This window comes from Pseudomonas karstica (assembly GCF_009707515.1).
GTDB lineage: Bacteria > Pseudomonadota > Gammaproteobacteria > Pseudomonadales > Pseudomonadaceae > Aquipseudomonas > Aquipseudomonas karstica.
On the sequence record NZ_WLYI01000010.1, the window covers coordinates 1 to 26,415 of the forward strand.

General features: G+C 53.8%; 25 protein-coding genes and 5 pseudogenes. 23 read left to right on the plus strand and 7 right to left on the minus strand.

What is annotated here, in order from left to right:
- Positions 1-1,346 precede the first annotated feature (1,346 nt).
- The 4 genes and pseudogenes from GIR22_RS09040 to GIR22_RS26355 form a co-directional block, all read left to right on the plus strand.
- On the plus strand, positions 1,347-1,685 hold the full coding sequence (locus GIR22_RS09040; protein ID WP_154743007.1) for a chorismate mutase: 339 nt from the start codon (positions 1,347-1,349) through the stop codon (positions 1,683-1,685).
- Between the two features lie 208 nt (positions 1,686-1,893).
- Positions 1,894-2,362, plus strand: a pseudogene (gene aroQ / locus GIR22_RS09045) (gamma subclass chorismate mutase AroQ).
- Between the two features lie 59 nt (positions 2,363-2,421).
- Positions 2,422-3,084 carry a hypothetical protein gene (locus GIR22_RS09050; RefSeq protein WP_154743008.1) on the plus strand — a complete coding sequence of 221 codons (663 nt, stop codon included), beginning with the start codon at positions 2,422-2,424 and terminating at the stop codon, positions 3,082-3,084.
- 14 nt (positions 3,085-3,098) lie between these two features.
- Positions 3,099-3,326: pseudogene (locus GIR22_RS26355) on the plus strand (methyl-accepting chemotaxis protein); the annotation flags it as partial.
- Positions 3,327-3,706: 380 nt separating this feature from the next.
- On the opposite strand, the pseudogene GIR22_RS09060 reads toward GIR22_RS26355, so the two are convergent.
- Positions 3,707-3,944 (minus strand): annotated as a pseudogene (locus GIR22_RS09060) (oxidoreductase); the annotation flags it as partial.
- Positions 3,945-4,198: 254 nt separating this feature from the next.
- Here GIR22_RS09060 and GIR22_RS09065 point away from each other — a divergent pair.
- The 8 genes and pseudogenes from GIR22_RS09065 (at position 4,199) to GIR22_RS09100 (ending at position 12,140) form a co-directional block, all read left to right on the plus strand.
- Positions 4,199-4,579: a MarR family winged helix-turn-helix transcriptional regulator gene (locus GIR22_RS09065; RefSeq protein ID WP_154743009.1), complete on the plus strand. Its 381-nt coding sequence runs from the start codon at positions 4,199-4,201 to the stop codon at positions 4,577-4,579.
- 34 nt (positions 4,580-4,613) lie between these two features.
- Positions 4,614-5,398 (plus strand): annotated as a pseudogene (locus tag GIR22_RS09070) (NAD-dependent epimerase/dehydratase family protein).
- 1,044 nt (positions 5,399-6,442) lie between these two features.
- Positions 6,443-7,051: a helix-turn-helix transcriptional regulator gene (locus GIR22_RS09075; protein WP_154743010.1), complete on the plus strand. Its 609-nt coding sequence runs from the start codon at positions 6,443-6,445 to the stop codon at positions 7,049-7,051.
- Positions 7,052-7,838: 787 nt separating this feature from the next.
- Complete coding sequence (locus GIR22_RS09080) at positions 7,839-8,963, plus strand: succinylglutamate desuccinylase/aspartoacylase family protein (RefSeq protein ID WP_154743011.1); 1,125 nt, start codon at positions 7,839-7,841, stop codon at positions 8,961-8,963.
- Positions 8,964-8,982: 19 nt separating this feature from the next.
- Positions 8,983-9,960, plus strand: coding sequence for a threonine/serine dehydratase (locus GIR22_RS09085; RefSeq protein WP_154743012.1), 978 nt, complete (start codon positions 8,983-8,985; stop codon positions 9,958-9,960).
- Positions 9,957-10,904, plus strand: coding sequence for an ornithine cyclodeaminase family protein (locus tag GIR22_RS09090; protein ID WP_154743013.1), 948 nt, complete (start codon positions 9,957-9,959; stop codon positions 10,902-10,904). The genes GIR22_RS09085 and GIR22_RS09090 overlap by 4 nt, the downstream gene beginning before the upstream one ends.
- 71 nt (positions 10,905-10,975) lie before the next feature.
- The gene (locus tag GIR22_RS09095) at positions 10,976-11,755 is read left to right on the plus strand and encodes a transporter substrate-binding domain-containing protein (protein ID WP_178122174.1); all 780 of its coding nucleotides are present in this window, start codon (positions 10,976-10,978) and stop codon (positions 11,753-11,755) included.
- Between the two features lie 88 nt (positions 11,756-11,843).
- The gene (locus tag GIR22_RS09100; protein WP_154743015.1) at positions 11,844-12,140 is read left to right on the plus strand and encodes a hypothetical protein; all 297 of its coding nucleotides are present in this window, start codon (positions 11,844-11,846) and stop codon (positions 12,138-12,140) included.
- Positions 12,141-12,365: 225 nt separating this feature from the next.
- Here GIR22_RS09100 and GIR22_RS09105 read toward each other — a convergent pair whose 3' ends face one another.
- The gene (locus GIR22_RS09105; protein ID WP_154743016.1) at positions 12,366-13,235 is read right to left on the minus strand and encodes a LysR family transcriptional regulator; all 870 of its coding nucleotides are present in this window, start codon (positions 13,233-13,235) and stop codon (positions 12,366-12,368) included.
- A gap of 172 nt (positions 13,236-13,407) precedes the next feature.
- Here GIR22_RS09105 and GIR22_RS09110 point away from each other — a divergent pair, with 172 nt between their 5' ends.
- Genes GIR22_RS09110 through GIR22_RS09120 form a run of 3 tightly spaced genes read left to right on the plus strand, consistent with a single transcriptional unit; the run spans position 13,408 to position 15,001 of the window.
- Positions 13,408-14,118, plus strand: a complete 711-nt coding sequence (locus GIR22_RS09110; RefSeq protein WP_154743017.1) for an AzlC family ABC transporter permease — start codon at positions 13,408-13,410, stop codon at positions 14,116-14,118.
- On the plus strand, positions 14,115-14,438 hold the full coding sequence (locus GIR22_RS09115; RefSeq protein WP_154743018.1) for an AzlD family protein: 324 nt from the start codon (positions 14,115-14,117) through the stop codon (positions 14,436-14,438). Before GIR22_RS09110 ends, GIR22_RS09115 begins: the two co-directional genes overlap by 4 nt.
- A 26-nt stretch (positions 14,439-14,464) precedes the next feature.
- Complete coding sequence (locus GIR22_RS09120; RefSeq protein WP_154743019.1) at positions 14,465-15,001, plus strand: YbaK/EbsC family protein; 537 nt, start codon at positions 14,465-14,467, stop codon at positions 14,999-15,001.
- A gap of 16 nt (positions 15,002-15,017) precedes the next feature.
- On the opposite strand, the gene GIR22_RS09125 is transcribed toward GIR22_RS09120, so the two are convergent.
- From GIR22_RS09125 to GIR22_RS09145, 5 genes are all read right to left on the minus strand, one after another.
- A complete protein-coding gene (locus GIR22_RS09125; RefSeq protein WP_246208138.1) occupies positions 15,018-15,737 on the minus strand; it encodes an AraC family transcriptional regulator in 720 nt (239 codons plus the stop codon).
- A 95-nt stretch (positions 15,738-15,832) separates the two neighbouring features.
- A complete protein-coding gene (locus tag GIR22_RS09130; RefSeq protein WP_218581653.1) occupies positions 15,833-16,999 on the minus strand; it encodes a trans-sulfuration enzyme family protein in 1,167 nt (388 codons plus the stop codon).
- Between the two features lie 53 nt (positions 17,000-17,052).
- Positions 17,053-18,447, minus strand: coding sequence for a 2-oxoadipate dioxygenase/decarboxylase HglS (gene hglS / locus GIR22_RS09135; protein ID WP_154743020.1), 1,395 nt, complete (start codon positions 18,445-18,447; stop codon positions 17,053-17,055).
- Between the two features lie 80 nt (positions 18,448-18,527).
- Positions 18,528-18,989 carry a RidA family protein gene (locus GIR22_RS09140; RefSeq protein WP_154743021.1) on the minus strand — a complete coding sequence of 154 codons (462 nt, stop codon included), beginning with the start codon at positions 18,987-18,989 and terminating at the stop codon, positions 18,528-18,530.
- Between the two features lie 26 nt (positions 18,990-19,015).
- A complete protein-coding gene (locus tag GIR22_RS09145) occupies positions 19,016-20,188 on the minus strand; it encodes an NAD(P)/FAD-dependent oxidoreductase (protein WP_154743022.1) in 1,173 nt (390 codons plus the stop codon).
- 512 nt (positions 20,189-20,700) lie between these two features.
- Here GIR22_RS09145 and GIR22_RS09150 point away from each other — a divergent pair.
- The 8 genes and pseudogenes from GIR22_RS09150 to GIR22_RS26735 form a co-directional block, all read left to right on the plus strand.
- Positions 20,701-21,495, plus strand: a complete 795-nt coding sequence (locus GIR22_RS09150; RefSeq protein WP_246208141.1) for an SDR family NAD(P)-dependent oxidoreductase — start codon at positions 20,701-20,703, stop codon at positions 21,493-21,495.
- Between the two features lie 8 nt (positions 21,496-21,503).
- Positions 21,504-22,172 (plus strand): 5-oxoprolinase subunit PxpB, encoded by a 669-nt coding sequence (gene pxpB / locus GIR22_RS09155; protein WP_154743023.1) that lies wholly within the window; start codon positions 21,504-21,506, stop codon positions 22,170-22,172.
- Positions 22,169-23,122, plus strand: coding sequence for a 5-oxoprolinase subunit C family protein (locus GIR22_RS09160; RefSeq protein ID WP_154743024.1), 954 nt, complete (start codon positions 22,169-22,171; stop codon positions 23,120-23,122). Before pxpB ends, GIR22_RS09160 begins: the two co-directional genes overlap by 4 nt.
- A 14-nt stretch (positions 23,123-23,136) precedes the next feature.
- Positions 23,137-23,904 carry a LamB/YcsF family protein gene (locus GIR22_RS09165; RefSeq protein ID WP_154743025.1) on the plus strand — a complete coding sequence of 256 codons (768 nt, stop codon included), beginning with the start codon at positions 23,137-23,139 and terminating at the stop codon, positions 23,902-23,904.
- Between the two features lie 31 nt (positions 23,905-23,935).
- The gene (gene accB, locus GIR22_RS09170; protein ID WP_154743026.1) at positions 23,936-24,376 is read left to right on the plus strand and encodes an acetyl-CoA carboxylase biotin carboxyl carrier protein; all 441 of its coding nucleotides are present in this window, start codon (positions 23,936-23,938) and stop codon (positions 24,374-24,376) included.
- A 3-nt stretch (positions 24,377-24,379) separates the two neighbouring features.
- Positions 24,380-25,762, plus strand: a complete 1,383-nt coding sequence (gene accC / locus GIR22_RS09175; RefSeq protein ID WP_154743027.1) for an acetyl-CoA carboxylase biotin carboxylase subunit — start codon at positions 24,380-24,382, stop codon at positions 25,760-25,762.
- Positions 25,759-26,148 (plus strand): acetyl-CoA carboxylase biotin carboxyl carrier protein, encoded by a 390-nt coding sequence (locus GIR22_RS09180; protein WP_154743028.1) that lies wholly within the window; start codon positions 25,759-25,761, stop codon positions 26,146-26,148. Before accC ends, GIR22_RS09180 begins: the two co-directional genes overlap by 4 nt.
- Before the next feature lie 8 nt (positions 26,149-26,156).
- A pseudogene (locus tag GIR22_RS26735) lies at positions 26,157-26,333 on the plus strand (TetR/AcrR family transcriptional regulator); the annotation flags it as partial.
- Between the last annotated feature and the right edge of the window lie 82 nt (positions 26,334-26,415).

The window sequence follows — 26,415 nt, forward strand, 5'->3', positions numbered from 1 at the left end:
CTCCTGACAACGCTCCCCGGCCTTTACAAACCACATATCCGTAGGCATAAGGCTTGACCGCAAAGGCTAAGCATCGAATAAACCGATATCAGGCATTGAAAGTAAGCCTACCATTTAGTAGGTTTAAAATGCAGTAATGTACTCGCCGAGAGGTAAGTCTGAATATCTGGGCAACTGGTTTCTCAGCTGTCCCCCTCTTTGCTGCGGACCGCCTGCTCGGCGTGTGTCGTCATTGGCTTGGCTTCAAGCGCGATCTGAAGCCGACCTTTGTGGATCAAGCAACGCAACGTAACGCTCTATAGCGAGCCACGCAGAAAGCGCTCGAAAATGAGCTCTTACTTCCCCTACGATCTCACGAGGCAGCACTGGAATCTGAGTTGCGAGCAACGCGCATACGCAACACCCCTTCGTCGCATCTCCAATACCCCCCTGCCAGTAACCTTTATAGGCTCGAAGCTGATCTGCGGGGCCGGGGCATAGACTTTCCAAGTGGGTGATTCCGGCCTCCGCTTCTTGCCGATACTGGCTGACAATTGTCCGTACGAGGTCAACCTTGGTTAGAACGTGATGATGAATGCTAGCTATACGTATGCCTACGAACTCGGATATATCCGCGTAGCTGAAGCCGCTGTATCCGTCTGCAATGATGAGCGAGCGGGCGCAATTGATCATTTCGTAAAATATTTTTGAGTGGTTGGCCATCCTCGCACCCTACCTTTCAGTAGGGCTTCGCGTTCGTAAGCCCCTGCAGCCCGAGACTTGAACCTGTTGGGCTCTGGATAAATTGGCTTCACGCTTTCCAAAAATGGGCAAATAGCGACTATTGCAAGAAATCCTACCTTCTAGTAGGTTTATATCCACTAATGGCAACTGCAGTAATGGCCGACTAACTCCCCTGACATAAAAAACGCCTTGAGCAGTAGACGGAGACTGATGGTAGATAATGTTTTAACTGCGCTGTCGATTTTCGACGCTGCCGCCAGCATCACACCTGGCCCAAACAACATCTTGGTGATGGCTTCAGGCGCCAGCTTTGGTTTTTTGCGCCCAGTCCCCCACCCCTACGGCATTTCAGCGGGAGTGTTCGCAATCATTTCCCTCATCGGCCTTGCCTCCAACGCAATCTGGACCAGTATGGGGACCGCACTCCGCGATTATCTATCGGGGCAAGACTGTGGGCCTTCAATATCGCTATGGCGGTGTTACTCGTCGCGCCCCTTTACCCTGTGCTATTTCACTAACCACACTCATCAACGTCGACAACGGCAGGCACCGGCACGAGCACACGCTGGAATGGCCTGATAGCACTCAAAACAGAGTAAAACCGCCTGCAAAGAGGACACTTCATGAAAACGGTAGATATCCCAACTCAGCTTTCATCCTATCGACAGACAATCGACAATATCGATGCCGCGCTTATTCACATGCTCGCCGAGCGGTTTCGCTGTACCGATCAGGTCGGCGTTCTTAAGGCGGAAAATCACTTGCCTGCCGTTGATAAGGATCGCGAACAGCATCAATACGATCGCCTGCAAAAACTGGCAGAGGATGCCAATCTGGACCCGCTTTTCGTTGAGAAATTGATGCAGTTCGTCATCAGTGAGGTGGTTCAGCGGCACAGACAAATCGCCTCTGCACACGAAGCCATGAACACCTCGCATCCCCCTGCAACGAACAATTCCTGAGGCCGTACTTCTAGTCGACGCCGGCCAGCACTACCACCAGTGCATGTTGCCCATGCATCACGCCCTCCCAATCTGCGATCAGCTATCCGGCTAGATAAGCGATGCTGACTAAGGTATCCACGTGCTCTTGAATTCCGCATTTAAAATCGCGCTGCTACCCTTGGCGCTTATCAGTTTGAACGTCATCGCGGCACAAACTGATCCCGGCATGATCGACCCCATTCCCAAAGAACTGAACCCGCTGCTGGCGACCATAAACGAGCGTCTTGAGATCGCGGATCTCGTTGTGCTCACTAAATGGGAAAGCGCTATGCCGATCCAGGACAGTGACCGAGAGTCCCAGGTGAACGCCAACGCTCAGCAACAGGCCGTGAGTCACGGGCTTGGCAAAGACAATGTAGGGCAATTGATGGCTGCTCAGATCGAAGCGAACAAACTCGTTCAATATGGCTTGCTAGCCGTCTGGCAGACAGCGGGAATGGTCCCTGAAACAAAACGGCCCGACCTGAAAAACCAGATCCGACCTCGATTGGATGAGCGTCAGACCCGTCTGCTCTAGCTGGTTGAATAAGGTACGACCACGACTGGCCAGCGATCAACTGCACGAACTGGCGCTGATTCGGGCGACGGGCGAGTTGTGTATCCGTAACAAGCCGCATGCGACTGCGCTGAACTAACGTGACTCGCTCCCAAGCGACGATGCGATAACTGCTCATCTGATAGACGAGGAAAACAAATGAAGTGGCCCACGATCAACGAAGTACGCAGCTTCACATCCTTGCCCTCAGGCTATCTGTGGGACCACCTCAAGCGCGATGAAATTGATATCGCGATGACTTTTTTTAAAACTTGGTTTCCTTCCATCTCGGTCGGTATGGGCAGTCCATTCATGGACCGACAATTCTATGAAGAAAAAGTCGTACTCCATAAACAACTTGATAGGGGAGTCTTCGCTGCAGTGGTTCGCCACAACGATGAGATCGTCGCCATTGCTACTTGGGAGAGAATTGACGGAGCCGATGTGATCTACGGTCGAGTGGGCGCAGTAGCGAAACCCCATCGACAATCAAACCTGGCAGTGGCTGCCCAAGAGCTTGGCGAAAAGATGGGCAAACATATGGGGGCAGGTCTGATTTATGGCATGGCGACAACGAGCGCCCCTTATATGCAGCAAGCATTGGAACACGCCGGTTATACGCCCGTGGGCATAATGCCTGGCTATGATCGTGAGGAAAGAGAGCCTGGCGTAGTGCGTCGTGTGTATGAGGTGATCTACGCGAAACGCCTCGCGCCCCAGTCGGATTTTATGATTCCATCGCCGCAAAACCTCACCCCAGCTGTTGCCCGGCTATACGCAGAAATTTTCAAAGATGACATCAACACAACCCCACCAGATTAATGGGCAAGGGGTGAGTCGATGTGATCAAATCGATTGCCGAGCAAACCAACTTTCTCGCCCTGAATGCCGCCATTGAGGCTGCCCGCGCCGGTGACACCGGCCGAGGTTTCGCAGTGGTCGCCGATGAGGTCCAGGGCCTGGCCCAGCGCACGCAGCACTCGACCCAGGAGGTGGAGGTGCTGAGCAAGGCCTTGCACGCCGCTCGCACCCTGCACAACAATCACGTCATTACCGATCAAAGCGAGGGCCTGGACCGCGACGCTGGCCGCGCATTACAGGGAATAACCTTAGCGTGATTTACGTCTGGGAATAGTAAGCTGTCAACCGTCTATCAACACCGGCTACCTCCATAGCCATGCTGGCCATCGCCATAGTGTTTAGTCGCGACCTTGCACTAGCAACCAGCCCGACGAAAGAACTCGTCGTGACCGAAGCAGTCATGCCGGGTCAGGTGTGGCTTCTCAGCCTCGCGCTGCCCAGAGGTTCGCAAATGCATAGCTCGCGATCTGCTTGGAAGTTGCGCCGCCCCGTGCCCGACCTGGATCATGCCGTCGAGACAGTATTAGCGAAATGCAAAAGTCCGACAGAGGCTTACGATCTATCGTTCAACAATACATTGGACTCAAGCCTGCTGCCGCGTTGCTGCCAACACGATCTCCCGGATGCACACATTGCGGCTGCTCGTAGGCATAAGGAATCGCTGAGGCGACGTCGTCGGCACTGAGCACGATGCCGCCCATGTCTTGCTTCCAGATCTGATAACCAGTTTTGATCGCTTCGGCGGTGGTGTGGCTGAGCAACTCGGCTTCCACCGCGCCGGGGGCGATGGTGATCACTCGGACGTTGTGGGGCGAAAGCTCATAATGATGCGACATTTCATAGGGCTCCGACGAGCTGGAACAACATGTGGAAGCCGTCGAGGCCGGTCGAACCAACTATAAAAACGGCTAAGATATCCCTTCTTCGTTGACATTATTTGAAGACGCTCTTGACAGTTTGTTAGGTACCTACCTACCATTGTAGTGAGCTACCTAACCAAGGAACTTTTTTGAGCAACTCTAACCATCAATCAGTCGGCGCCTGGGCAAAGCGTTACCACCTGGCTAGCAGAGCGATGATCGAGCGTATCCTGCGCCCGTATGACCTAGGTTCGACGCAGTGGTATGTCTTGTACCAACTGGCCAACCATGGCCCAACCGCCCAACGCGACTTTCCAGCGTTGCTTCAGATCGAAAAACCCACGTTGAGTGATCTGGTCAGGGCTCTGGTTCGGAAAGGTTTTGTGACCCAAACGCCTGATCCTCTCGATCAGCGCCAGCGCATCCTGAAACTTACCGATGCGGGCAGTAAGTTGTGGAAAGAGTTGCCTGATCCGATTGCCCTAATTTTGGCACTCGCGTTCGAAGGTGTGGACAAGCCCACACTCGAGTTGGTCACCACCGTCCTCAAGCGCGCAACCGAGCGCTTGAGCAATCAAGTCGACGAAGGAGTTTGAAATCATGACAATTCTAGTTACCGGCGCAACGGGTATGGTTGGTGCGCGCATTCTCAAGCGTTTGCTCGCCGATGGAGTGAATTGCCGCGCCATCGTGCTCAGGGAAAACAAGTACCGGCCACCGTGACCGCCTTCGAGGCTGACCTTCTTGACCCCATTTCCCTGAAGGCCGCCGTTGAAGGTGTCACTGATATCGTCCACCTTGCCGCAGTTCTGCGTACGCAGAACCCCGACGACATCTGGAAGGCCAATCTGGAGGGTACCAAGAACTTGATCGAGGCTGCCAAGCAATATGCCCCGGAGGCGCGCATTGTCATGGCGAGCACTAGCCTAGTCTACAGCGCCGACAGTCCATATCCTGGACTCGAGGACGATGCAGTCGATCCGAAAATGGCCTATCCGGCTAGCAAGGTCGCGGCCGAAAAAGAGCTTCAGTCGTCGGGGTTGAACTGGTCTATCTTGCGATTTGCCTTCGTGTATGGCGACGACGATGGACATCTGCAGCAAATTCCCAAGCTCGCGGAACTGTTCAAGTGGCATCCGGCAAACAAGCTGAGCTTAGTTCACCATCGTGACATCGAAGCTGCAGTCAGGTTCGCCCTCGATGGAGGCATGGACCGGCGCATTGTCAACATCGTTGATGAAGCTCCACAGTCGATCTATGAGATCATGGGGATCATTGGCGCAACTATGGAGTCATCGGCCGAACCTTTGAGCAACCCCTGGTTCGGACAAATTGACGGCAGCTTGGCGCGCAGCTTGGGCTTGAAGGCCACAGTCGCCACGATTCACCAAGCGGTGCGCGAAGGCGCATTGTAGTCAACGCGCCAAATGCTTCCTAGGACCCCATGTAAGGAGGCATTACTGCAGAGGTTGAGCCTTTACTTTTCGACACCACAGCGTTAAGTGTGTCCAGGATGCTGCTCTTGAAGATTGCAGACAAACAGCAAACAACCATTTCACATTAGCCATGAAAACGCATATATAAGCCTGTGTCAGGCCTGCAGGTTTCAGATCAAGATTTTGGGCTGATGGTCACTGAACTGAAGTTCTTGAGCAAACATTCAGAAAATAGTTTTAACTCGCGATGACAGCTATCTTTCGTGCACAAATAAGACACCAGCAGTGTTACTGTTTTTAAATGACTGGCCTCGAAAGTTCCGAAGGTATCACTATAGCTAAATAATTGACCCGCATCAGCTCAACGTCCTGAGATACGCCTATCAATGAGAACTAATGGAAAGTTTAATAAACTTTTTAAATCTTCTAAATTGACTATCGACACATTCATGCGCACTCCGCGCTCAATCATCGCGAACGCTTATGCTCTTCCGACATTAGACAAGTATTGTATTCAGTCGTCTCACGGGATTGGGGGATGCTCCGAGGCCAAAAGTTAAAATTGACCAAAACCTAGCTTAGATAATAAAATTCAAGGCTAGCTCTGAGATTCGAGGTCGAAAGCCTCCTCTCGGAGACACTCGAAAAAAGCTCATCATCCGGTGGGCTTTTTTTTGCATCATCGAATTGTGGCGCGCTTCGTGCACTTGGTCGTTCATCTCATCGTTAGTGTGGGAATTTTTCCATCCAGGTATTAATGAGACTTGCGAACGTGTGAACAGAGTTAACAGTGATCGGAGAGTCGTGGAGAACTGAGGGGTACAACGAGTAACACCCGAATGCCAATTGCACAAGCTCTCGGCTATGACGGTCAAACCTGAACAGATTGAAGCATTCTTCAGCACACCGCCTTCTTGAAAAACATGGGCATTCAGTCCACCATAGACAAATATGCCACGCATTGAGCGATAGCTCTGCGCGGATCCAGGCTCCCATCAATCTCCAAAAATCAGTCATTAGCTAATGAAGAATATTGAAAACTACAAAGTGGTTGCGGACAGCATCGCTACGCTGCTTTTCCCAAACGCAGAAGTCATTGTTCATCATGTAAAAAGTCAGACTGTTGTCCACATAGCGAACAATTTTTCCAAACGAAAACTGGGCGATGATTCAGCGCTAGACGAAGAGCTAGGGGATCTTAGCGATGCGAGCAGCATAGGGCCTTATGAGAAAATCAATTGGAATGGACAAAAAATTCGCTCCATTACCAGCGTTCTCTGTGATCAGGATGGTAAGGCCGAATATCTGCTGTGCATTAATTTAAATTTCTCCGTTCTTGAGCAAGCTCACCATGCACTGGCTGATTTCTTCAAAGTCAGCCGACTAATACCTCAACCCGACGCACTGTTCAAGGATGACTGGCAAGAGCGAATAAATACATTTCTTCATGCCTGGTTACAAGATAAAAATTTGTCGTTGCGCACTCTTAACATCAAGGATAAACGTGCTTTGGTCGAGGCGTTATTTGCTGAGGGAGCGTTTGAGGGACGCAGTGGTGCTGATTATGTAGCCAATGTTCTGAATATGGGGCGCGCCACCGTGTATAAGTATTTGAAACAGTTGAGAAATTAATCGGGGTGCGAACCAGCTAATATAGAACGCATCTGCAAACCACGTTCAAGCGCCTCGAAAGAGGCTTTGAAGTGTAAAAACCATCAAGCAATCGAAAAGTGTTATACCCACTCGGGGTACTATCGTTATTTATTCGAGTATCAAGCACGTAATCGTCAAACTCACAGCCCCTTTGCGCGATGAACATAGCCGTTCGCTCTAGTGCTCCGCCTAAGACGTTGGAAATATTCAGCAGTAGATAGCCGTCTAGCTATGCGTGCGTATATATTTTCTGTCTATCAATCATTCTTTGTCGCCTTAGGTTTTCGGCCTAGTGCATCTGTAGTTATCCGAGGCTTATGTTTACTATTGTTAGCGGCCAAGAACTTGGGCATCAAATCAAATTCGTCAGTTTGTGATCCGGACTTAACCACCTTACTCCCTGAAGCAGGTCGAGTGGTATATCACTCCAAACTCATCATGGGCGTATTAAGGAGTTGCTGGTCAACCCCGGTTTGATGAACCGCAGACAGGAAATCAAGGCAGGCGCTAGTAACTGACCTATAGCGGACACACGCCTGACGAACACAATGTTCTCTGACGCAAAAAATAATTTCCATGGGGGAATGTTTCCATACAGAAATATTCGTCATGTATCGCTGTCAGCCCCTACCTAGAGCCATAAAAGCCCCAACCGAGAATTTTCATGATGCTTTTTTGATCAGGACTGACTCGATTTTTATCGATTGTCATTCGGAGATTATAGGTCTAGTGTAGACAAATATTCTACAAATGCGATGACTTTCCCATGTCGATCCAGACTCGCTTCACTGATTTACCGCCACTCGGCCCGGGCACCATGGTTCATTTGTACACACATGAGTTCACTGGGAAGGGGAGTTCGCGCAGTGCCTACATTCAGGCAGGACTGCACGCTGACGAGCACCCTGGTTTGTTGGTCGTGCAGCACCTGAAGAAAATGTTAGTGACGCTGCATAAACAGAACAAAATTCTAGGTCGAATAGTGCTGTGCCCTTTTGCCAATCCAGTTGGCATGACCCAAAACGTTTTTGGGTTCTGGACTGGTCGCTTCAATCTGGCGAACGGTGAAAATTTCAACCGTAACTTCCCAGATCTGCTTCCTCTCTTGGATGCACAGCTCAATGATTCCACCTGCCAAAAACTGACCCCTAAGCAGCGCCTGATGAACGCCATTGGAGCAATGTCGCCGACCGATACGGTTAGTACTCTCCGCCAGACGTTATTGGGTGAAGCGCTGCAGCATGATGTTGTGTTGGATCTCCATTGCGACACTGCCGGCGTACTGCACCTCTACGCAAATCAGGGCCAGCGTGACCAGGCGCTGAAGCTGGCCGAGTGCATGAACGTCGAGATAGTTTTTCTTGAGGAGTCAGCTGGCGGCCAACCGTTTGATGAATCATGTAATCGTCCGTGGGACTGGCTCATCAAGAACGAACTCCTCAGCAAAGAAGCACGCCCATTCGCAGCGAGCATCGAGTTGCGTGGGCAGGCAGATGTCGATGATCAACTCGCTTACGAAGATGCTCTAGGCATTTTGGATTTTCTCGCTGAAGAGGGGCTAATTCGGCTTGATGCCCCAACCGTGGCCAAATGCATTCCGCAGGTTTATCCGCTGGAAGGTGCAAGCCATTTGCCGTCTCCCGGCCATGGTCTGCTCGTCTGGAAAAAACGAGTCGGAGAAGCAGTTTCAAAAGGACAGTTAATCGGGGAAATCGTCCCAATCGACAGCGCAATTGGCACGCCTCGAATGCCCATCTTCAGTGATGTAGACGGGGTGATCGCGGTTCAACCTCTGTTCAAACTGGTTCGAGCAGGTCAGCGAGTAGCACTACTAGCTGGCACTGAACCCCTGCCCAATCGCCGGGCGGGCCAACTACTCAATCACTTCTGACTTATGAAGGAATTTTGAAATGTCCGTTGATCAAATCAGCTTGTCGTCTTTGTACGACTCGATATGCGAAGCACACAAAGCATTGCGACCTGCGGTAGCTGTAACTCCTCTAATTTACAGCGCACGACTTTCGGCCATGACCGAATGCGAGGTCTATCTGAAATGCGAGCACCTGCAACATACAGGCTCATTCAAATTTCGAGGCGCCAGCAACAAAATCCGTCTTCTCCCTGAAGCACAGCGTCAGTTGGGAGTGATCACCGCCTCTTCAGGCAATCATGGGCAAGGCTTGGCTCTCGCCGGCAAGGTTTTGGGTGTTCCAGTTACCGTCTACACCACCACTTCTGCATCAGCGTACAAGCTGGATGCCATTCGTGCCCTGGGCGCAGATGTCGTCAGTCTGGATCTCGACCCTTTGAGCGTGGAGTTGGAGGCTGCGCGCCAAGCTGCCTCTCAGGGCAAACCTTTCGTTTCACCTTATAACGATCCACAAATCATCGCTGGCCAAGGCACGATCGGCGTCGAATTGTTCGAGCAGGCCCCTGACCTTGACGCGGTGTTCGTGGCAGTCGGTGGCGGTGGGATGATTTCAGGGATTGGCGCTGCATTGAAAGCTCTCAATCCAAACACCGAAATAATCGGTTGCTGGCCAGCAAATGCACCGACCATGCAGCGCTCTCTCGAAGCCGGCGAGATTATCGAGATGGAGGAAGACGACACCATTTCCGATGGCACTGCCGGCGGTATTGAACCAGGCAGCATTACCTTCCCACTCTGCCAAGCCTTGTTAACGCGCACAGTGCTGGTTAGTGAAGATGAAATCAAAGCGGCAATGCGCGATGTCGCAAGCTGTGAACGCTGGATCATCGAAGGCGCCGCAGGCGTTGCCGTGGCCAGCATGAAGAAACTCGCGAAGGAATACCGTGGCAAGCGTGTTGCGGTGGTCATTTGCGGTCGCAACATCATCCTCGAAAAATTCCTCGGAGCCGTTCAATGAAGGTTTTCAACAAGCAACAGATCATCTCCCAACTTGATCTGAATCTCGCCGTAAAACGCTTGGAGGAAGGCTTCGTCGCGTTCTCCAACGGCGAGGTGCAGGTACCGCCAGTTCAAGCTTTTTCGTTTGTAGAAGCTAATGGCGATTGCTGCGTTAAATCGGCTTACGTTAAAGGCAGTGATACCTTCACCGTGAAGATATCTACAGGCTTCTACGACAATCCGGGCAAAGGCTTGGAGAGCAACGATGGGCTGATGATGGTGTTGTCCGCGACCACAGGGCAACCACTAGCGTTGCTGCAGGACGAAGGCTGGTTGACGTGTATTCGCACAGCGCTCGCGGGGCGAATCGCTGCCCGCTTGTTGGCTCCGAGCGAAGTAACGGCAATCGGCATCGTAGGTGCCGGCATGCAGGCACGGATGCACCTGGAGCAGCTTCATGCTGTCACCGATTGCCGCAAGGTGGTGGTGTGGGGGCGCAACGACGCAGAGCTTGAGGCCTATAAGGCCTTTGCTACTGATCTCGGCTACGAGGTGCAAACCACTCGTAACCCGGAAGACGTCGCACGGTCCGCAAATCTGATCATCTGCGTTACACCTTCGCGCGAACCTCTGCTCAAGAGTGAGTGGATTCAACCTGGGACACACATTACTGCCGTGGGCGCTGATGCCGCTGGCAAGCAAGAGCTGGATCCCGCTCTGGTCGCTCGCGCTGATCGCATCATTGTTGACTCCATCTATCAGTGCAGTCAGTACGGTGAAATCTCGCACGCACTTAAGGCAGGGCTGATTCGTGAAGAGCAGTTGGTTGAGCTTGGTGCGTTGCTGGCTGGTCGAGCAAAAGGTCGCGACAACGATGATCAGATTACGCTGGTCGACCTGACAGGTGTGGCTGTACAGGATGCCCAGATCTCCAGTTGTGCTCTGGCATCCATGAAAGGCTAATTCTCTCGCCATACCCAACTCGCGCGCCCAACCTGAGCGCGCTTGACCTTGCTCGGAGCGAAATCATGAAAATAAAAAAGCTTTCCGTTCTGTTTTCCAGCTCAGTTCTGGCCCTTCTGATGGCCTCTCACTCCAGTGCTGCGGACACCCTTAAAATTGGTATTGAGGCAGCTTATCCCCCATTCGCCTCAAAGACTGACAAAGGCGAAATTGTCGGATTTGATTACGACATTGGCAATGCCTTGTGCGTGCAGATGCAAGTGAAGTGCCAGTGGGTGGAGCAGGAATTCGATGGGTTGATTCCCTCACTAAAGGTGAGGAAGGTAGACGCAATCATTTCCTCCTTGACCATCAGTGAGGAGCGGAGGAAATCAGTCGACTTCACCAATCGCTATTACCAAGCAGCTGGCCGTTTGGTAATGCTCGAGGGCACCGACTTGGGTACAAACTTTTCGGGATTGTCTGGTAAGAGGGTTGGAGTGCAACGTGCGGGGATCCATGACCGCTTTGCTACCGGAGTTCTCGCCCCAGCGGGCGCTCAGGTTATTCGTTACACGTCGCTCAATGAGGCCTACCTAGATTTGATCGCAGGCCGTCTCGACGCTGTCCAGGGAGACGATGTTGCTGTTCAAATGGGGTTCCTCGACACACCCAACGGCAAGGGGTTCGCGTTTGCAGGAGGCCCACTGAGAGACCCGAAATATTTTGGTGATGGAGTAGGTATCGCGGTGCGTAAGGGTGACATAGCCCTGGCCGAGCGTTTTAACAGCGCCTTGGCAGCAATCCGGGAAAATGGTGAGTACAAAAAGGTTCAGGATCGCTATTTCAAGTTCGATATTTATGGCGAGTAAATTCTGAATTAACGCTAAAAAAGCGAAAATAATAAAATGACGACGACGCTTCGACGAACCACTAATGGCTCGTCAGGAGGCAAATTCGATGCAACTCGAATCGCTTGAGTTAAAAGCACTTCAAAATTTGCTCGAAAGTTTTGAGCATCAATCCAGCGAGGTTATCGACAGGCAACCGACGCCGGCCGGCTTTTTCACCATCATTCGATTAGGTGAATCAGTTCCCAGGCTTAGTCAGAAAAGCGAGCGAATATGGAAGTTCAAACACCCACAGCTTTGTGGCGGAGGCTTCTTTGTGTGTTGGCAGGTAAGTGATGTGGAGTTATGTCTAGAGGCAGTCTCAAATAACGGCCGCTGGCCAGCAGATATGCTCACGGCAGTTTAATCCCCTAGATGGCGAACCTTCAGTGTTCGCCTATCGCTCAGCCTTCCATTGCATTACCCGCCAAGGTGTCGAGCAAAAAAGTACTGTTAGTCAGTTTCTGGATGCACTTACCGTTCATGCGGGACTTAATTTGAGGTGATTGTGCATGAGGACACCGCATATCTTTGCGAGTATGACCAACGACGAGTCGGAAGGTCGGACTTAGTGCAGAAAGTGGAACGGGCTTTATCCCCCGGTGCTTGATCGGAGGGTCTGCACAAGCAGCTTGGCCAGTCCGTCCACTGCGCTCACGCCTCTAGACCCCGAACTTCGATATACAGATACAGACATTGGCTGAAGAGGCCCCAGCCCATGCTCAATACCAAGCTTGGCAAGATGTGCAGGAACGCTGCATTGGGTAAGAACGGCAACCGCCAGGCCGCTTTCTACGGCAGCAATCTGGCCAGCCAGACTTGAACTGTCACACACTATTCGGTATCGACGGCCCTGCAGGCCCAAAGCCTGCAAGGCGCTACGCCTCGCAGGGCTGGTTTCTTCATAAAGTGCGATGGGCAGAGGATCGCGACGCCATATTTCAAAGGCCGCAGACCCGATCCAGAGTAAGGGCTCCTGAAACAAAAAAGTACCGCGGCGTGCGTGATCACGGGAAATAAGGGCTATGTCGAGATCACCTCGCTCTACTCGGGGAATCAGTGAAGTGGATTGCTCGCAGTGAAGCTCGATATCGACTGCGCCATGACGGGCGGCGAAGCGCCTGAGCACCGGGGTCAGGTACTTAGCCGCGAAGTCCTCGGGTACACCAAGCCGGACGCGGCCGGTTAGCTCACCGCCGTGAAAATCCGCCAGGGCCTCGGCATGCAAATCGAGCATTCTTCGCGCATAGCCCAGAAGTCGCTCTCCATCCAGGGTCAACTGATGAACCCTTGAATCGCGAACCAATATCTGCCGCCCTAATGCAGCCTCGAGTTTTTTCAACTGCATGCTCACCGCCGATTGCGACCTGTTCAGCTCAGGCGCAGCGCTGGAGAGTGAACCAGCATCAATCACGGTGACGAAACATTTGAGCCAGTCCAACTGTAGATCTCTGTATTGCATCACGGCTATTTGATTTTCGAATAGGTAGTATGCAGATTATGCGCTTTGCGCAAAAAATAAGCACTGTTATCGTTTGAAAATTCTATGGGTAACCTGACTGTCAGAGCTGCGCCTCAATCGGCTTTGCGGTCTTGGCAAAGAGTAGTAGCAGTTTGAATTTTAGGAGTTGTTTTTGGCCAGTATAGAAGTTGGTAAATCCGAGCTTGGCTTGAGAGAGATCTGTTATGGCTTTCAGCAATTGCTGCCTATATCGCTGTTCGTTGTGGCATTTGGGCTTGCGTTCGGTCTCGCCAGCACTCAAATGGGATTGACCAATAGCACCACGATGGCGATGAGTATCTTCGTGTTCGCTGGTGCCGCCCAATTTGCGGTATTGGATCTCTGGGGCCAGCATATTCCAGTCCTCCCTCTCGCTGTCACGGTATTTGCCATCAACGCAAGACACCTGTTGATGGGGGCAGCGCTTTATCCTTGGCTCAAGCATCTCCCCGCAGCCAAACGTTACGGCATCATGCTGGTGGTTTCCGACTCCAACTGGGCTATGTCAATGCAAGCGCTCAGCCGATCGCAACCTGGCCTTGGCTTGCTGTTCGGAGGCGGCTTGGCGTTGTGGGCTGCATGGATATTGGGTACTTGGCTAGGCATACACTTCGGCAATGTAATCAATAGCCCGATAAGCCTCGGCCTCGATATGGTCATGGGGTGCTTCCTATGGGCGATGGTATTGGGTGGTAACAAAAGTACCCGCCTGATCTTCATCTGGGCTGTGGCCGGCTGCGCAGCCCTCCTGGCCCGGGCTTACTTGCCCGAGAACGCCCATGTTGTAACCGGCGCCTTGGCGGGTGGCCTGCTTGGGGCAATGTGGACGGAGCAGAAACAATGACCATTGAAGCAACAGGTTGGGGCACGTTCGTGGCCATCTTCATCATGGCGTTGGTCACTCTCGCCACTCGCTGGGGCGGCATCTTCATCATGGGCTTTGTACCCATCAGCTACAGGGTGCAGCAATTTATTAATGCCATGTCCGGCTCGGTACTGGTGGCAGTGCTCACTCCGCTGGCTGTCGAAGGCGACAACGGCGCCCGCATGGCTTTATTCATAACCGCAATAGTGATGCTGGTGCTAAAAAAACCGCTGCCAGCCATTGCTGCGGGGGTAGTGGCCGCCGCTGTCTATCGAAGCGTTGTTAGCGGCTCAGTGTGAGCCACATGATCTTTTCTGGAGTCCCGATGTATATCAGCGAGATTAGCTCAAACGCACCTGTAGCATTTCTCACATCGCTGCAAAAAAACGTATATGCGACCTTGGAAACGCTGAATATTCCCTTCCAACGGGTAGAGACCCATGACTTGGTCACCATGGAGGACTGCGCGCGCGTAAACGAAAAATTCCAGGCGCAGATGGTTAAAACTCTTTATCTGTGTAATAGTCAAAAAACAAAATATTATTTATTTATTACCACCGGACCGAAGCCGTTCAACTCCAAGGCGTTCAGCAAGGCGCTGGGCTCTTCACGGGTTTCTTTCGCTGACCGATATGTCATGGAACATCATTTGGACGTAAAGATCGGTGCTGCTACCATATTTTCCTTGCTGCTGGAACATAATAACACTGTGCAATTAGTGCTCGATGCTGATGTTGTTGACCAGCAGTGGTATGCCTGCAGCGATGGGACCACCAGCAACTACCTCAAATTCAGAACTCGTAGTTTGCTCGAAACGCTGTTACCCCACATGAGGCATCTTCCGGAAATAGTCACCCTCTGATATTTACGATGTACGCCTACTTGGCTTTAGAGGTTCGATACTCGCGGGGTGTGCAGTGAGTCGCTATCTTAAATTGGCGAGAAAATGCACTGTGGTCGGAATAGCCGCAGTCTGCTGCTATATCAGTCACACTTAAGTCACTGTTCTCCAGCAGGGTACAGGCTAAGTCGATGCGCATTTTCAAGAGCAGTTGCTTAGGCGTGAGGTGAAAAATTTCCTTTGATAACTTTTCCAGAATATCCACGGAGAGGCTGACGCGCTTCGCCACTTCGGAGATAAGCATTTTCTTGCCACAATCCTCTTCGAGAATTTTCAGGAATTCGTTCAGGCGCTTGTAGTTCAGGTGGTTTTCATCAGGTCGCGGCAAACGTCTGGAAATACCAATCAGCCCCTGAATTTCACCATCGTCGCCGTGAATAGGATATTTGGTGCTTAAACACCATTGCTTCCCACCGTCGGCTGAGAAGTACAGGCGCAACAGATCGATGATTTGCTTGCCCGTGTTCATCACCTGCATGTCCTGGGCCAGCGTGCTATATCCCGACACGGGAAATAGCTCATCCGCGGTGCGCCCGCATACGTCCTCCTTGCTCTTCGCCCCGCTTTGCTCAACGACGGCCCAATTGACAATCACGTACCGCGACGCCCGGTCCTTGATATAAAACAGCACATCAGGAAGGCGATCAAAAATATGTTCGACCAGGGCGAGATCTCGACCAGCCGCTTTGAACAGCATCTCGTACTCCGTCATCATCGCCCTGCGGTCCTCTTCTTTACTTTTCACGACTTGGGTAGAGGCGCCGATCAATACCGCGTGGCACCCCCGACTCATTAAGACTCGCCCAGCACCCGCAGGGCATTTTCCAGATCGTCTATCAAAGCACCGATCGGCTCGATGCCCACTGAAAACCTGAGCAGGTTCTTCGGCACCACACTATCGGGACCTTCAACAGACGCCCGGTGCTCTACCAGGCTCTCGACCCCTCCCAATGATGCCCCTATGATAAAGACCTTCAGCGCGCAGGCTACGCGCTGCACATCCTCCGGCGTGCCATCAATCAGAATGGACATCATACCGCCGAAACCATTAGTCATTTGGCGCTTGGCGACGTCGTGGCGAGGATGGGATTTCAAGCCGGGATACAAGACTCCCTTCACGCGGGGATGGCGCACAAAGTGCTCGGCCAGCGCCAAGGCGTTTTCGGACGATCGTTCGAAGCGCACTGCCAACGTGCGCATGCCGCGGATCAGCAACCATGATTCAAAAGCCCCCAGTACGGCCCCTGAAAGGTTACGGATAACATTGACCTCTTCCCAGCGCTCGTCGAGGCTATTGGTTACCAATACCCCAGCCAGTACATCACTGTGCCCGTTCAGGTATTTGGAACAGGAATGGAACACGATGTCAGCCCCCAGGGCCAGCGGATGAGATGTCACCGGCGGCGCGACGCTGCCATCTACGCAGAGGATGCCACCCACCGCATGTACCGCATCGGCTGCGTCCTGGATATCGATAACATCCCAGGTTGGGTTTACCGTGGGCTCGACCCACAACAGAGCTGTATTGGGTTGGATCGCTTCGCGCAGTGCGCCATCTCGGGACTGATCAAAGAAGCTCAATTCTATTGCGCGGCGCTCAGCCAGCCGGCGCATCCATTTCTGCGCACCGTGATACATCACCTGCGGCGCAAGAATATGCTGACCCGCTTTTACGGTTTCCAGAATCGCTGTGGTAGCTGCCAGTCCCGAACCGAACAGTCGGGCCTCTTTGCCCCCTTCCAGCTTGGCCAGCAGTTCTTCGGCGAGAATCGTGGTCGGGTTGCCGTATCGGCCATAGCGAATGTTGCCAATCAGTTCGTACTGATCATCACGGGCAAATGTGGTGGACGTATGGATAGGCGGCACAATAGCGCCGGTGCGGTCATCGACAAAATGATCAGCTTGCACCAGCAGCAGGTTTCTATCGGCATGAGTGGAGGGCAGCATACGGTCGGTCACTAGAATTCTCCTCAAAAGGGTAAGGTGCTTGGGTCAAGCATCTGCGCGTTAGATCAACGGGCCATGGCGCTCAAACGTTCGATGCAATGTTCCAGCGAACGAGCTTCAACGTCTGCATAAAGCGAGCATTCGTCATGCACCGTGGCGCCCAACGCGTCTTCAAAAGCGCGCTGATTGGCTGGGGCACGATAGTCGCTGTGAACCACATCGCCGAGATTGGATTGGAAGATGCCCGCAGCGCTGACTGGTAAAAAATCTTCATATACGAGAGGGTCAAACGCAACGTAACCTTTAGCTACCAGGGAGTCGGCGGTCCAGCCTGTATTGAACTCACCGGGTAGTGGTTGCGCCTCCTCCAGCACGCGATACCGGAAGTGCGCCAGCCTCTGTGATCTCAACGCAGCGTAGTCATCAGGAAACTCTCTGAACGCACGTTCCAGGCATTCAACGTAAGAATCTGAACCCCCGCCAGCGGCGGCGTGCGACCCCCGCGCTTGCGTGAGCAGCAAGTCGTAAAGTTCACGGCCTTTGCGGGTCAGCGCAATGCCACGCTGCTCTATCTCCCCAAACCTGGCGGTATGACGCCCATGCATGTTGTTTTGATCGGCAAAGGCGATGGCCTCTTCCAAGGCTTTGAAACTGGTTTGGCGCAGTAAGATAGCGCAGCGGCGTTTTGGCGGGCCTTCGATAAATGCCTTGGGTTCGATACCATAGGCAGTCATCGAACGCTGGACCTGATCGATATCCAGTGTTCGTGGCGTCAGGTGGTTAATATGCGGCCCCTTGAATGCCGCGATATCGGCGACCAGGCGATGCTGCTTATTGAGCAGGTTGTACTGGTCGTAAGTGGCTGTCGACTGGGTATGCCAGCGGAAGGTATGCAGCGCTTGCTCGATAAACTCATCAGCGTCGCCAGAACATAAGCCGCCCTGATCTTCGAACTTTCCTATGAGTACCTTGACGCGGTCGGTGAAGATCTCGCGCTTTGCTAACAGCGCAGAGGCCAGCGTGCGAGCCTGCTCGTCGTCAATCAGTTCATGGCGCAACAACGATGTGAACAGGCGAAACGGGCACGCGGCCAAAGCGCGGTCACTGATGGGGCGAAAGGCTGTGGCATGCACCGGAACGCCGGCGACACTCAGGTCGTAGTAACCCACGGGGAACATACCCATCACCGCCAGCATACGGCGCATCATGCGCATTTCCGCGGCAGCGCCTAAACGGATCGCCCCATGACGCTCCACAGAAAGCCTACTCAAGTCCTCGGCGTCGCTTAATTGTTCAACCAGCTCCGGCCGCCTGGCGAGTACTTGCGCATTTGTAGCGTTTACCAGCTCCAGGAGGTTCCCGTAGAGCGGCACCTCCAGCTTATACATGTCAGACATTGCTTGCGAAAACTGCAGGCGGATGTCATCTGGGCTTACGTGAGATTGCGTTGCTTGCGGCATGGTTGACCCCTAACTCGCCTGTCACAAAGGTGAATAGCCCTGTGGCGCGTAGTGCCTGAACGACACGCGCCACGGCACGATCAATCGACTTCAAAAATTGCTTCAATCTCGACAGAGATACCTCCAGGCAGGCTGTTGGTGCCCACGGCAGAACGGCTATGCCCGGGTGCATCCGGCAGCACCAGCTTGAACAGCTTGCTGCAGCCATCGATCACCTTGGGCTGCTCGGTATAGGCTGGCATGCAATTTACCAAACCAAGGATCTTCACAACGCCCTTCACCCTGTCGAGGTCCCCTAAAGCCAGCTTGGCGGTAGCGATCAATTGCAAGCCTATGCGCTGAGCATCCTGGGCACCTTGTTCGGTGGTGTAGTTCTCGCCTAAACGACCGGTACGTAATTTATTGTCCTCATCACGTGGGCCCTGCCCGCTCAGGAATAATAAATTTCCGACCCGGTAGAAGGGCTGATAATTGCCAGCCCCCATGGATACCGCGGGTAAAACCAACGCATGTTTTTGGAGCAGTTCTTCAATCGTACTCATGCCTGTTAATCCCTTTGCATAGCGACTCAGTAAACGACCGACTCGACAATCGGTTTGCTATCGCGAATCCGCTCAAAGCCCAGGGGTGTCAGGTCCAGCGTGGTATAACGCCGATGAGTGACCAGTTCGGCGATTGCCCGGCCGACCGCGGGCGAGTGCATGACCCCATGCCCGGAAAACCCGGTAGCGAACAAGAAATTCTTCAAACGGTCATGAGGACCAACGATGCCGTTGTGGTCCAGCAGGTTCATTTCGTAGTGCCCAGCCCAGGCTCGCCGCAGGCGTATCTGTTCCATCGCAGGGATTCGATGCGCCAGGAGCTCCCAAAGCTTGCCTTCAAGCAGATCGTGTGCGGGCTCAAAATCATCAGCGGGATGAAGGTCATCCACCTCATCCGGAGCGATGCCTGCGATAAAGCCATCGCCTTCTGGACGGATCCATAAACCGGAATTGTCAAAAAGCATAGGGAAGCCCTCGCCAGGCACAGGCGCGGTGAAATGAAAGACGGTGCGCTTGCGCGGCTCTACTGGGATATGAATACCCAACAGCTCGGCTATTTTCCCACCGGCTGGCCCTGCCGCGTTTACACACCAGTCGCAAGGAACGCATGTGCCATCGGCCAGGCGCACACCGACGACGGAGTCTGCCGAGGCCTCAATGGCAACCACCTCCCCGTCTACATACTCTGCGCCCAGTTTCCGGGCTTGCTTACGCACCAGCTGCAACAACGCCCAGGCGTCAAACCACCCTTCATTAGCGCTGCCATAGGTGGCGATGCCGATATCGTCGACGTTAAGCCAGGAATAGCGAGCAGCGGCTTGTTCGGGGGTAAGAATATCGATGCTTGCCCCTTGCTCGCGCTGCATCAGTGCGTTGTTGCGCTGCCCTTCAATAGACTGCGCGGACCCCAGCATCAAGTAACCGCGCTCATCAAAACCGATATCAGCATCATCACCAAAGTAACGCTTTACGTTTTTGAATACCTCAACACCGAACAGACTCATTCCAATATTGAAATCGCAGCCGAATTGAGTACGCACCGATGCCGCGGAAAGCGCTGTGGAGGAAAACTGATAGGTACTGTCTTTCTCAATAACCTTGATAGCACCTTGAAAACCTTCTTTGCGTAGAAAGTAAGCAGCAAAGCTTCCAATAATTGCTCCGCCTATGATGACTACCGTTTCCGTTGCCTGGGTCATGGTATCTCCGCCTCTTTTTGTTCGTGGCGGTAGTGTGCAGCGTTCCTGACGCGAGTGTCTTGAAGAGACCCCGCAGAAAAATACGGTTTTCTGCACACTTTTTTAGTTCAAAGCCTGCCTATAGGTATCGTCAAGAGAAGCTGCCTCGGGGCCAGATCGCCTTCCGGCTGAGTAATCACCTTTCTTGTCAGAGACGATTGGCTGGCCGCTTGCCTCAATCGGAGCGCTTCGCCCTGCCCCGCTCCAAGACAGAACTTGCAGGTTCAGTGCCATCGCTCAGCACAAGACTATGCAGAAATCCGCCAAAAGACACCGTGCCCAGTGCAAGCCAGGCAATTGCCTTGCAAGTAGCATGGATCGCACTACCGGAATTTAGTAGGTAGTCACGACTTGGAAAATTCAATCGAAAAAACCACCGCGGTGGCAAGTTCCGAACATAACAACCACATGTCCTCGATACGCGCTGTAGCTAGCAGTCACATCGTTCAAAACTGACGCGGCCTGTATTCACTTTGTTGGAGATATTGCATATGAAACATAAAGGAAAAGTTGCACTGGTAACCGGCGCGGCCCAAGGCTTGGGCTTGGCGTGTGCCGAGCGTTTTCTGGAAGAAGGTGCCAGGGTGGTATTGGTCGATGTGCAAGCCGAGAAAGTTAAACAACAGGCAGAGCGCCTAGGGGCCAACGCTACGTGGTTTGCCGCCGATCTCAGCGAAATTGACAGTGCCATGGCCGCCGCCATCGTCGCCACGGCCGTTGATCATTTTGGTTCTATTGACATTGTGCTGTGCAACGCAGGAATTATTCACACAGCCGATTTTGTCGACTTTCCGGAAGATATCTTCGACAAGATCCAACGGGTCAACCTCAAGTCGCCGTTTTTGATTGGTCAGGCAGCGGCGCGCGTCATGATCGAAATGGGCATCAAAGGCTCAATTATCAATATGTCCTCCATCAACGCCATTCTGGCCAACCCTAGTGCGGTGGCGTACGCCGTATCCAAAGGGGCAGTGAAGCAGTTGACCGCCGTCATGGCCGTAGCGCTGATCAAACACGGCATTCGAGTAAACGCCCTCGGCCCTGGCACCATCGCAACCGAGCTGGTCATGAACTCCGTTATGGCCAGCGAAGAGCAGCGCCATACCGTGTTGTCGCGCACACCTATCGGTCGCCTTGGTGAGGCTTCGGAGGTGGCAAGCGTCGCATCGTTCCTGGCGAGCGACGATGCCTCCTATATCGTCGGCCAAACCATCTACCCAGACGGCGGTCGATTGGTTCTCAACTACACCGTACCCGTCAGTGAATGAGCCTGGCCATGGCTAACCTCAATATCACACCGACGTTGAGCATTGCAGGCACACGCGGCATTTTCCTGAATGCCGCGCAGGCACACGCCGACTGTCAGGTTCAGAACAAGATCATCGCGCTCGCCGAGAGGGTAGCGTTGCTGCCGCACATCCTCGAAGCAGTTCCTGGGGTTAACAGCTTGCTGGTGGTGTACGATCCCATGAAGCAACAGCCAGGGGCGCTGATGGATCAACTTGCCACCCTCTGGCAACAGACCCCGGCGACGCAAATCCAAGGCACCACGTTCGAAATTCCGGTGTATTACGGTGGCACCAAAGGGGAGGATCTGCCAGCCGCCGCAAAACACTGCGGAATGAGCGTGGAGGAGTTTATCCAGGTTCATAGCGCTTGTGAATATCAGGTCGCCTGCATCGGCGCCATGCCAGGTTTCCCATACCTGACAGGCTTGGATCCGCGCATCGCCATAGCGCGACGCTCCACACCAAGGCTGAGCCTCGAGAGCGGCTCAATCACCATCGGTGGAAGCCACGCTGGCATCACGCCGTGCAGGGCCCCTTCCGGCTGGCACGTGATCGGCCATACCCCCACGACACTCTTCGATGCGAAGGCGTCAAAGGCAGCGCTCTTGCGTCCGGGTGATCGAATCCGCTTTATCGTTGAGGGGATTGCACAGTGATCGAAATTCTCTCTACAGGCGCGTTGAACTCGATTCAGGATCTCGGCCGGTTCGGGTATCTGAATATTGGCGTCGCCCAATCCGGAGCGATGGACACCTTGGCGCTGAGGGTGGGTAACCTGGTGCTGGGCAACACGCCCGAATGTGCTGCGCTGGAAATCGCAATGTTCCCCTTTAAGCTCAGGTTCCTGACGCCCCAGGTATTTACCATTGTCGGTGCAGAATGCCGAATGCAGCTTTCAGGCATCCCGCTCGCACCGCAATGGGTGTGTGATGCCAAAGCAGGCGATACGCTTGTCGTTGAACCACCTGAAAAGGGCAGTCGCGTCTACGTTTGCTTCGCTGGCGGATTAGACGTGGAGCCCGTCATGGGATCTAGATCCACCGACTTGAAAAGCGCGCTGGGTGGTCTCGACGGCAGGGGCCTCAAACGGGGTGACACTATCGCCACTTTCCAAACGTCACAACCGCCTTTCAAAGGTGGCGTCTGCGCGCCAAGTGCCGTGTCGATGGGTTCGACGCAGATCCGACTGACCCCCGGTGCCGAGTATTCGCAATTCAGCGAACACGCCTTAGCGCAGTTCTTCCACAGCGAGTGGAAGGTCACCCAGGAGTCCAACCGCATGGGCATACGCCTGAGCGGCCCCGTTATCACACCGCGCAATAAAATGGAGATGCTTTCACACGGCATTCTTCCAGGGACGGTGCAAGTACCGCCTTCCGGCCAGCCAATCGTACAGATGGCAGACGCCAATACCTGTGGAGGCTATCCAAAAATTGCCAACGTCATCGACGCGGACATTCCACGTCTCGCGCAGTTGCCGGTCGACAGCGTTTTCCGCTTCACACTTGTCACTCATGAACAAGCGCTGGAGGCGCAAACGGAAGTCGACGCGTCACTGGAACGCTTACACAAGGCGATCGCCGTCGGCAGCCGCTCACTATTTTGAACCGAGGTATTGCCATGTCCAAGTCACTTAGGGTGGATCTGAATACTGATATGGGGGAAGGTTTTGGTGCCTACACCATGGGCGATGACGACGCCATCCTTGACGTCGTGACCTCCGCAAATATCGCCTGCGGCTTCCATGCCGGTGACCCTGAAATCATGGCGCAGACCTTCGCCATGGCCAAGGCACGAAATGTCGCAGTGGGTGCACATCCCGGGTTTCCGGACCTCTGGGGCTTCGGTCGGCGCGTCATGGCATTTTCGCCAGGACAGATCGAACGCCTCGTGGCCTATCAGATTGGAGCCGCCCAGGCGCTTTCCAACTACGCGGCACATCCGATTACGCACGTAAAGGCCCATGGCGCGCTGAGTAATCTCACCGCGCAAGATCCATCGGTCGCCGCAGCCGTATGCCGCGCCGTCAAGGCTGTCGACCCTGAGTTGATCTGTCTGGTCATGGCCGTAGGCGACCACGCCAAGATCGCGCAGGACATGGGCCTTGTCACTCGTGCGGAAATCTTCGCCGACCGCGCCTACACCGAACAAGGTCACTTGCAGTCGCGCAAAGAACCCGGGGCGATCATCCATGATCCTAAGCTGGCGGCCGAGCGTGTGGTGCGGATGATCCGTGGAGGGGGCGTTGAAACGCTGTCGGGCAAGATTTTCCCGTGCCCGGTGGACTCGGTTTGCGTTCACAGCGACACCCCGGCGGCAGTTGAAATCGCCCGGACTATCCGCGAGCTCCTGGTTATCGAAGGCATCGAAGTTCGCAATTTCGTGTGAGCAGCAGCTCAATAACAATAAGGTGGCTGTCATGAATATCGAGCTAATCGAACGCTTGATCAAACTCGCCGAGCGTTCCGGCCTGACCGAGCTGGAGTATTCGGAAGATAACAGCAGGGTACGCTTCAACTTCCACCCCATTGAAGGGGCCGCCGCGCATTGTTCGGCTATCCAGGGACCTCAGGTAGAACCGATGACCTCGCCTGAGGCCCCGTCGTCCTTGCAGCAGGGCCATGCCGTAAAGTCCAGCCTCAGCGGGACGTTCTATCGCGGCTCAGCGCCAGAAGAGCCACCGTTTGTAACGGTAGGCGACCGGGTAGAAGAAGGACAGACCCTGGCAATCATTGAAGCCATGAAAATGCTGAACCCGATCGAATCCCCTCTTTCAGGCCGAGTGCTGGAAATATTGATCGACGACGGCAGCATGGTGGAGTCCGGATTGCCACTGTTCATCATTGCCGAAGAGGGTTGAGAAATGGCCAATACCACATTCGATACGGTGCTCATTGCCAACCGCGGTGAAATTGCATTACGCATCCTGCGCGCTGCAAGGAACTTGGGCCTGCGCACGGTAGCTGCGTATTCGGACGCAGACCGTGACTTGCTGCACGTGAAAATGGCGGATCAAGCCATCTGCATAGGGGCTGGGCCTCCCAGTGAAAGCTACCTGGATGGGCAGCGGCTATTGCGAGCTGCCGAGCTCACAGGCGCTGGCGCAATACATCCAGGCTACGGATTTCTTTCGGAAAGCGCTTCTTTCGCACAACTGGTCGAAGATGCGGGGCTCGCGTTTGTTGGGCCGACGGCAGCGTCTATTCGCCTGATGGGCGATAAGGTGTCGGCCAAGCAAGCCATGCTCCGCGCAGGCGTACCCTGCGTCCCGGGGTCACCCGAGGCACTATCGGACGACAAGAAGCAAATCCATGCCCTGGCGAACGCCTGCGGTTACCCGCTGATCATCAAGGCCTCGGGAGGTGGCGGTGGCCGCGGTATGCGCATCGTAAGGACCAGCGACCAACTTGACTCAGCTGTTTCGCTCACCAAGGAAGAAGCGGGACGGGCATTCGGTAATGCCGAAGTCTATCTCGAAAAATTCCTGGAGCACCCCCGCCACATTGAGATTCAAGTGTTGGCCGACGCCCATGGCAAGGTCGTATGGCTGGGTGAGCGAGATTGCTCAATGCAGCGCCGTAATCAGAAAGTCATCGAGGAAGCCCCTGCCCCAGGCATCGACCGTAATGCCTTGCGCGCGTTAGGCAAACGCTGCGTCAAAGCCTGCGAGATGATTGGCTACCGAGGCGCTGGCACCTTTGAATTCCTCTATGAAGATGGAGAGTTCTACTTCATCGAGATGAACACCCGGGTGCAAGTGGAGCACCCAGTGACGGAGTTGGTCACTGGCGTCGATATCGTCCGCGAACAACTGCGTATCGCGATGGGGTGTGAACTTTCCTTTGAACAAAAGGATGTTCGGTTCCGCGGTCATGCCATCGAATGCCGGATCAACGCCGAGGATCCTTTCACATTCGCTCCCTGCCCTGGAAAAGTTGAACGTTGGGTAGCACCGGCTGGCCCAGGGGTACGGGTTGATACGCATCTTTATAGCGGCTACAGCATTCCCCCTTACTACGACTCACTGATTGCCAAATGCATCGTCCACGCGGCGTCCCGTGAAGAAGCCATCGCCCGTATGAGCGGCGCGCTCGGTGAAGCCGTTCTGACGGGTGTGAAATCCAATATTGCGCTGCACCAGACCCTGTTGCAAAACCCTGGGTTTGTCACGGGGGGCACTGATATCCATCACTTGGAGCGGTTTCTGGAAGAGCGCGAAGGCCCAGCTCAGAGGCAGACAAAATGACTTACGATGAAATCGAACAATGGGTGGCACTTGCAGGTTCGAGCCGGATTCAGACCTTTGAACTTGAGGAGGTCGGCCAACGTTTGAAGGTTACCTTCGGGACTCGCGCGCCCATGGCCAAGGTCGCCCCCCTTCACGAGCCCGCACCCATCGCGCCTGTGGTGAAATCCCCCGGCATGGGTATCGTTCGACTGACGCATCCGCAACAAAGCACTCCCTTTGTTGCGCCAGGTAGCCCTATCAAGAAGGGCCAGATCCTGGCCTTTCTTGAATACCGCGGCGTGCTCGAACACATTGTGAGCGAACGGGACGGAACTCTGGCGGACGCAAAGGTAAAAGACGGTGATTTGGTCGGTTATGCCGATGTGGTATTTGAACTTAAATAGGTACCCCAATGACATTTTCCCAGCTTGATGCCCCTTCCTACCACAGTGCCGAAACTATCCTGAGTTGTGCCTCGGCGTTGATTGTGCAAATAGGCTACGGCGCGATGTCCATGCGCTGCCTGGCCAGGCAGATGGGGCTCCAGGCGGGAAGCCTGTATTACCACTTCGAAAACAAGGCGGCGGTCTTGGAACAGGTCGTTGAAAATGTCATTGGTCGTCGATGTGATGCCTGGCGGCAGGCAAAGCCCAAGCGTGCGACTCCGTTGG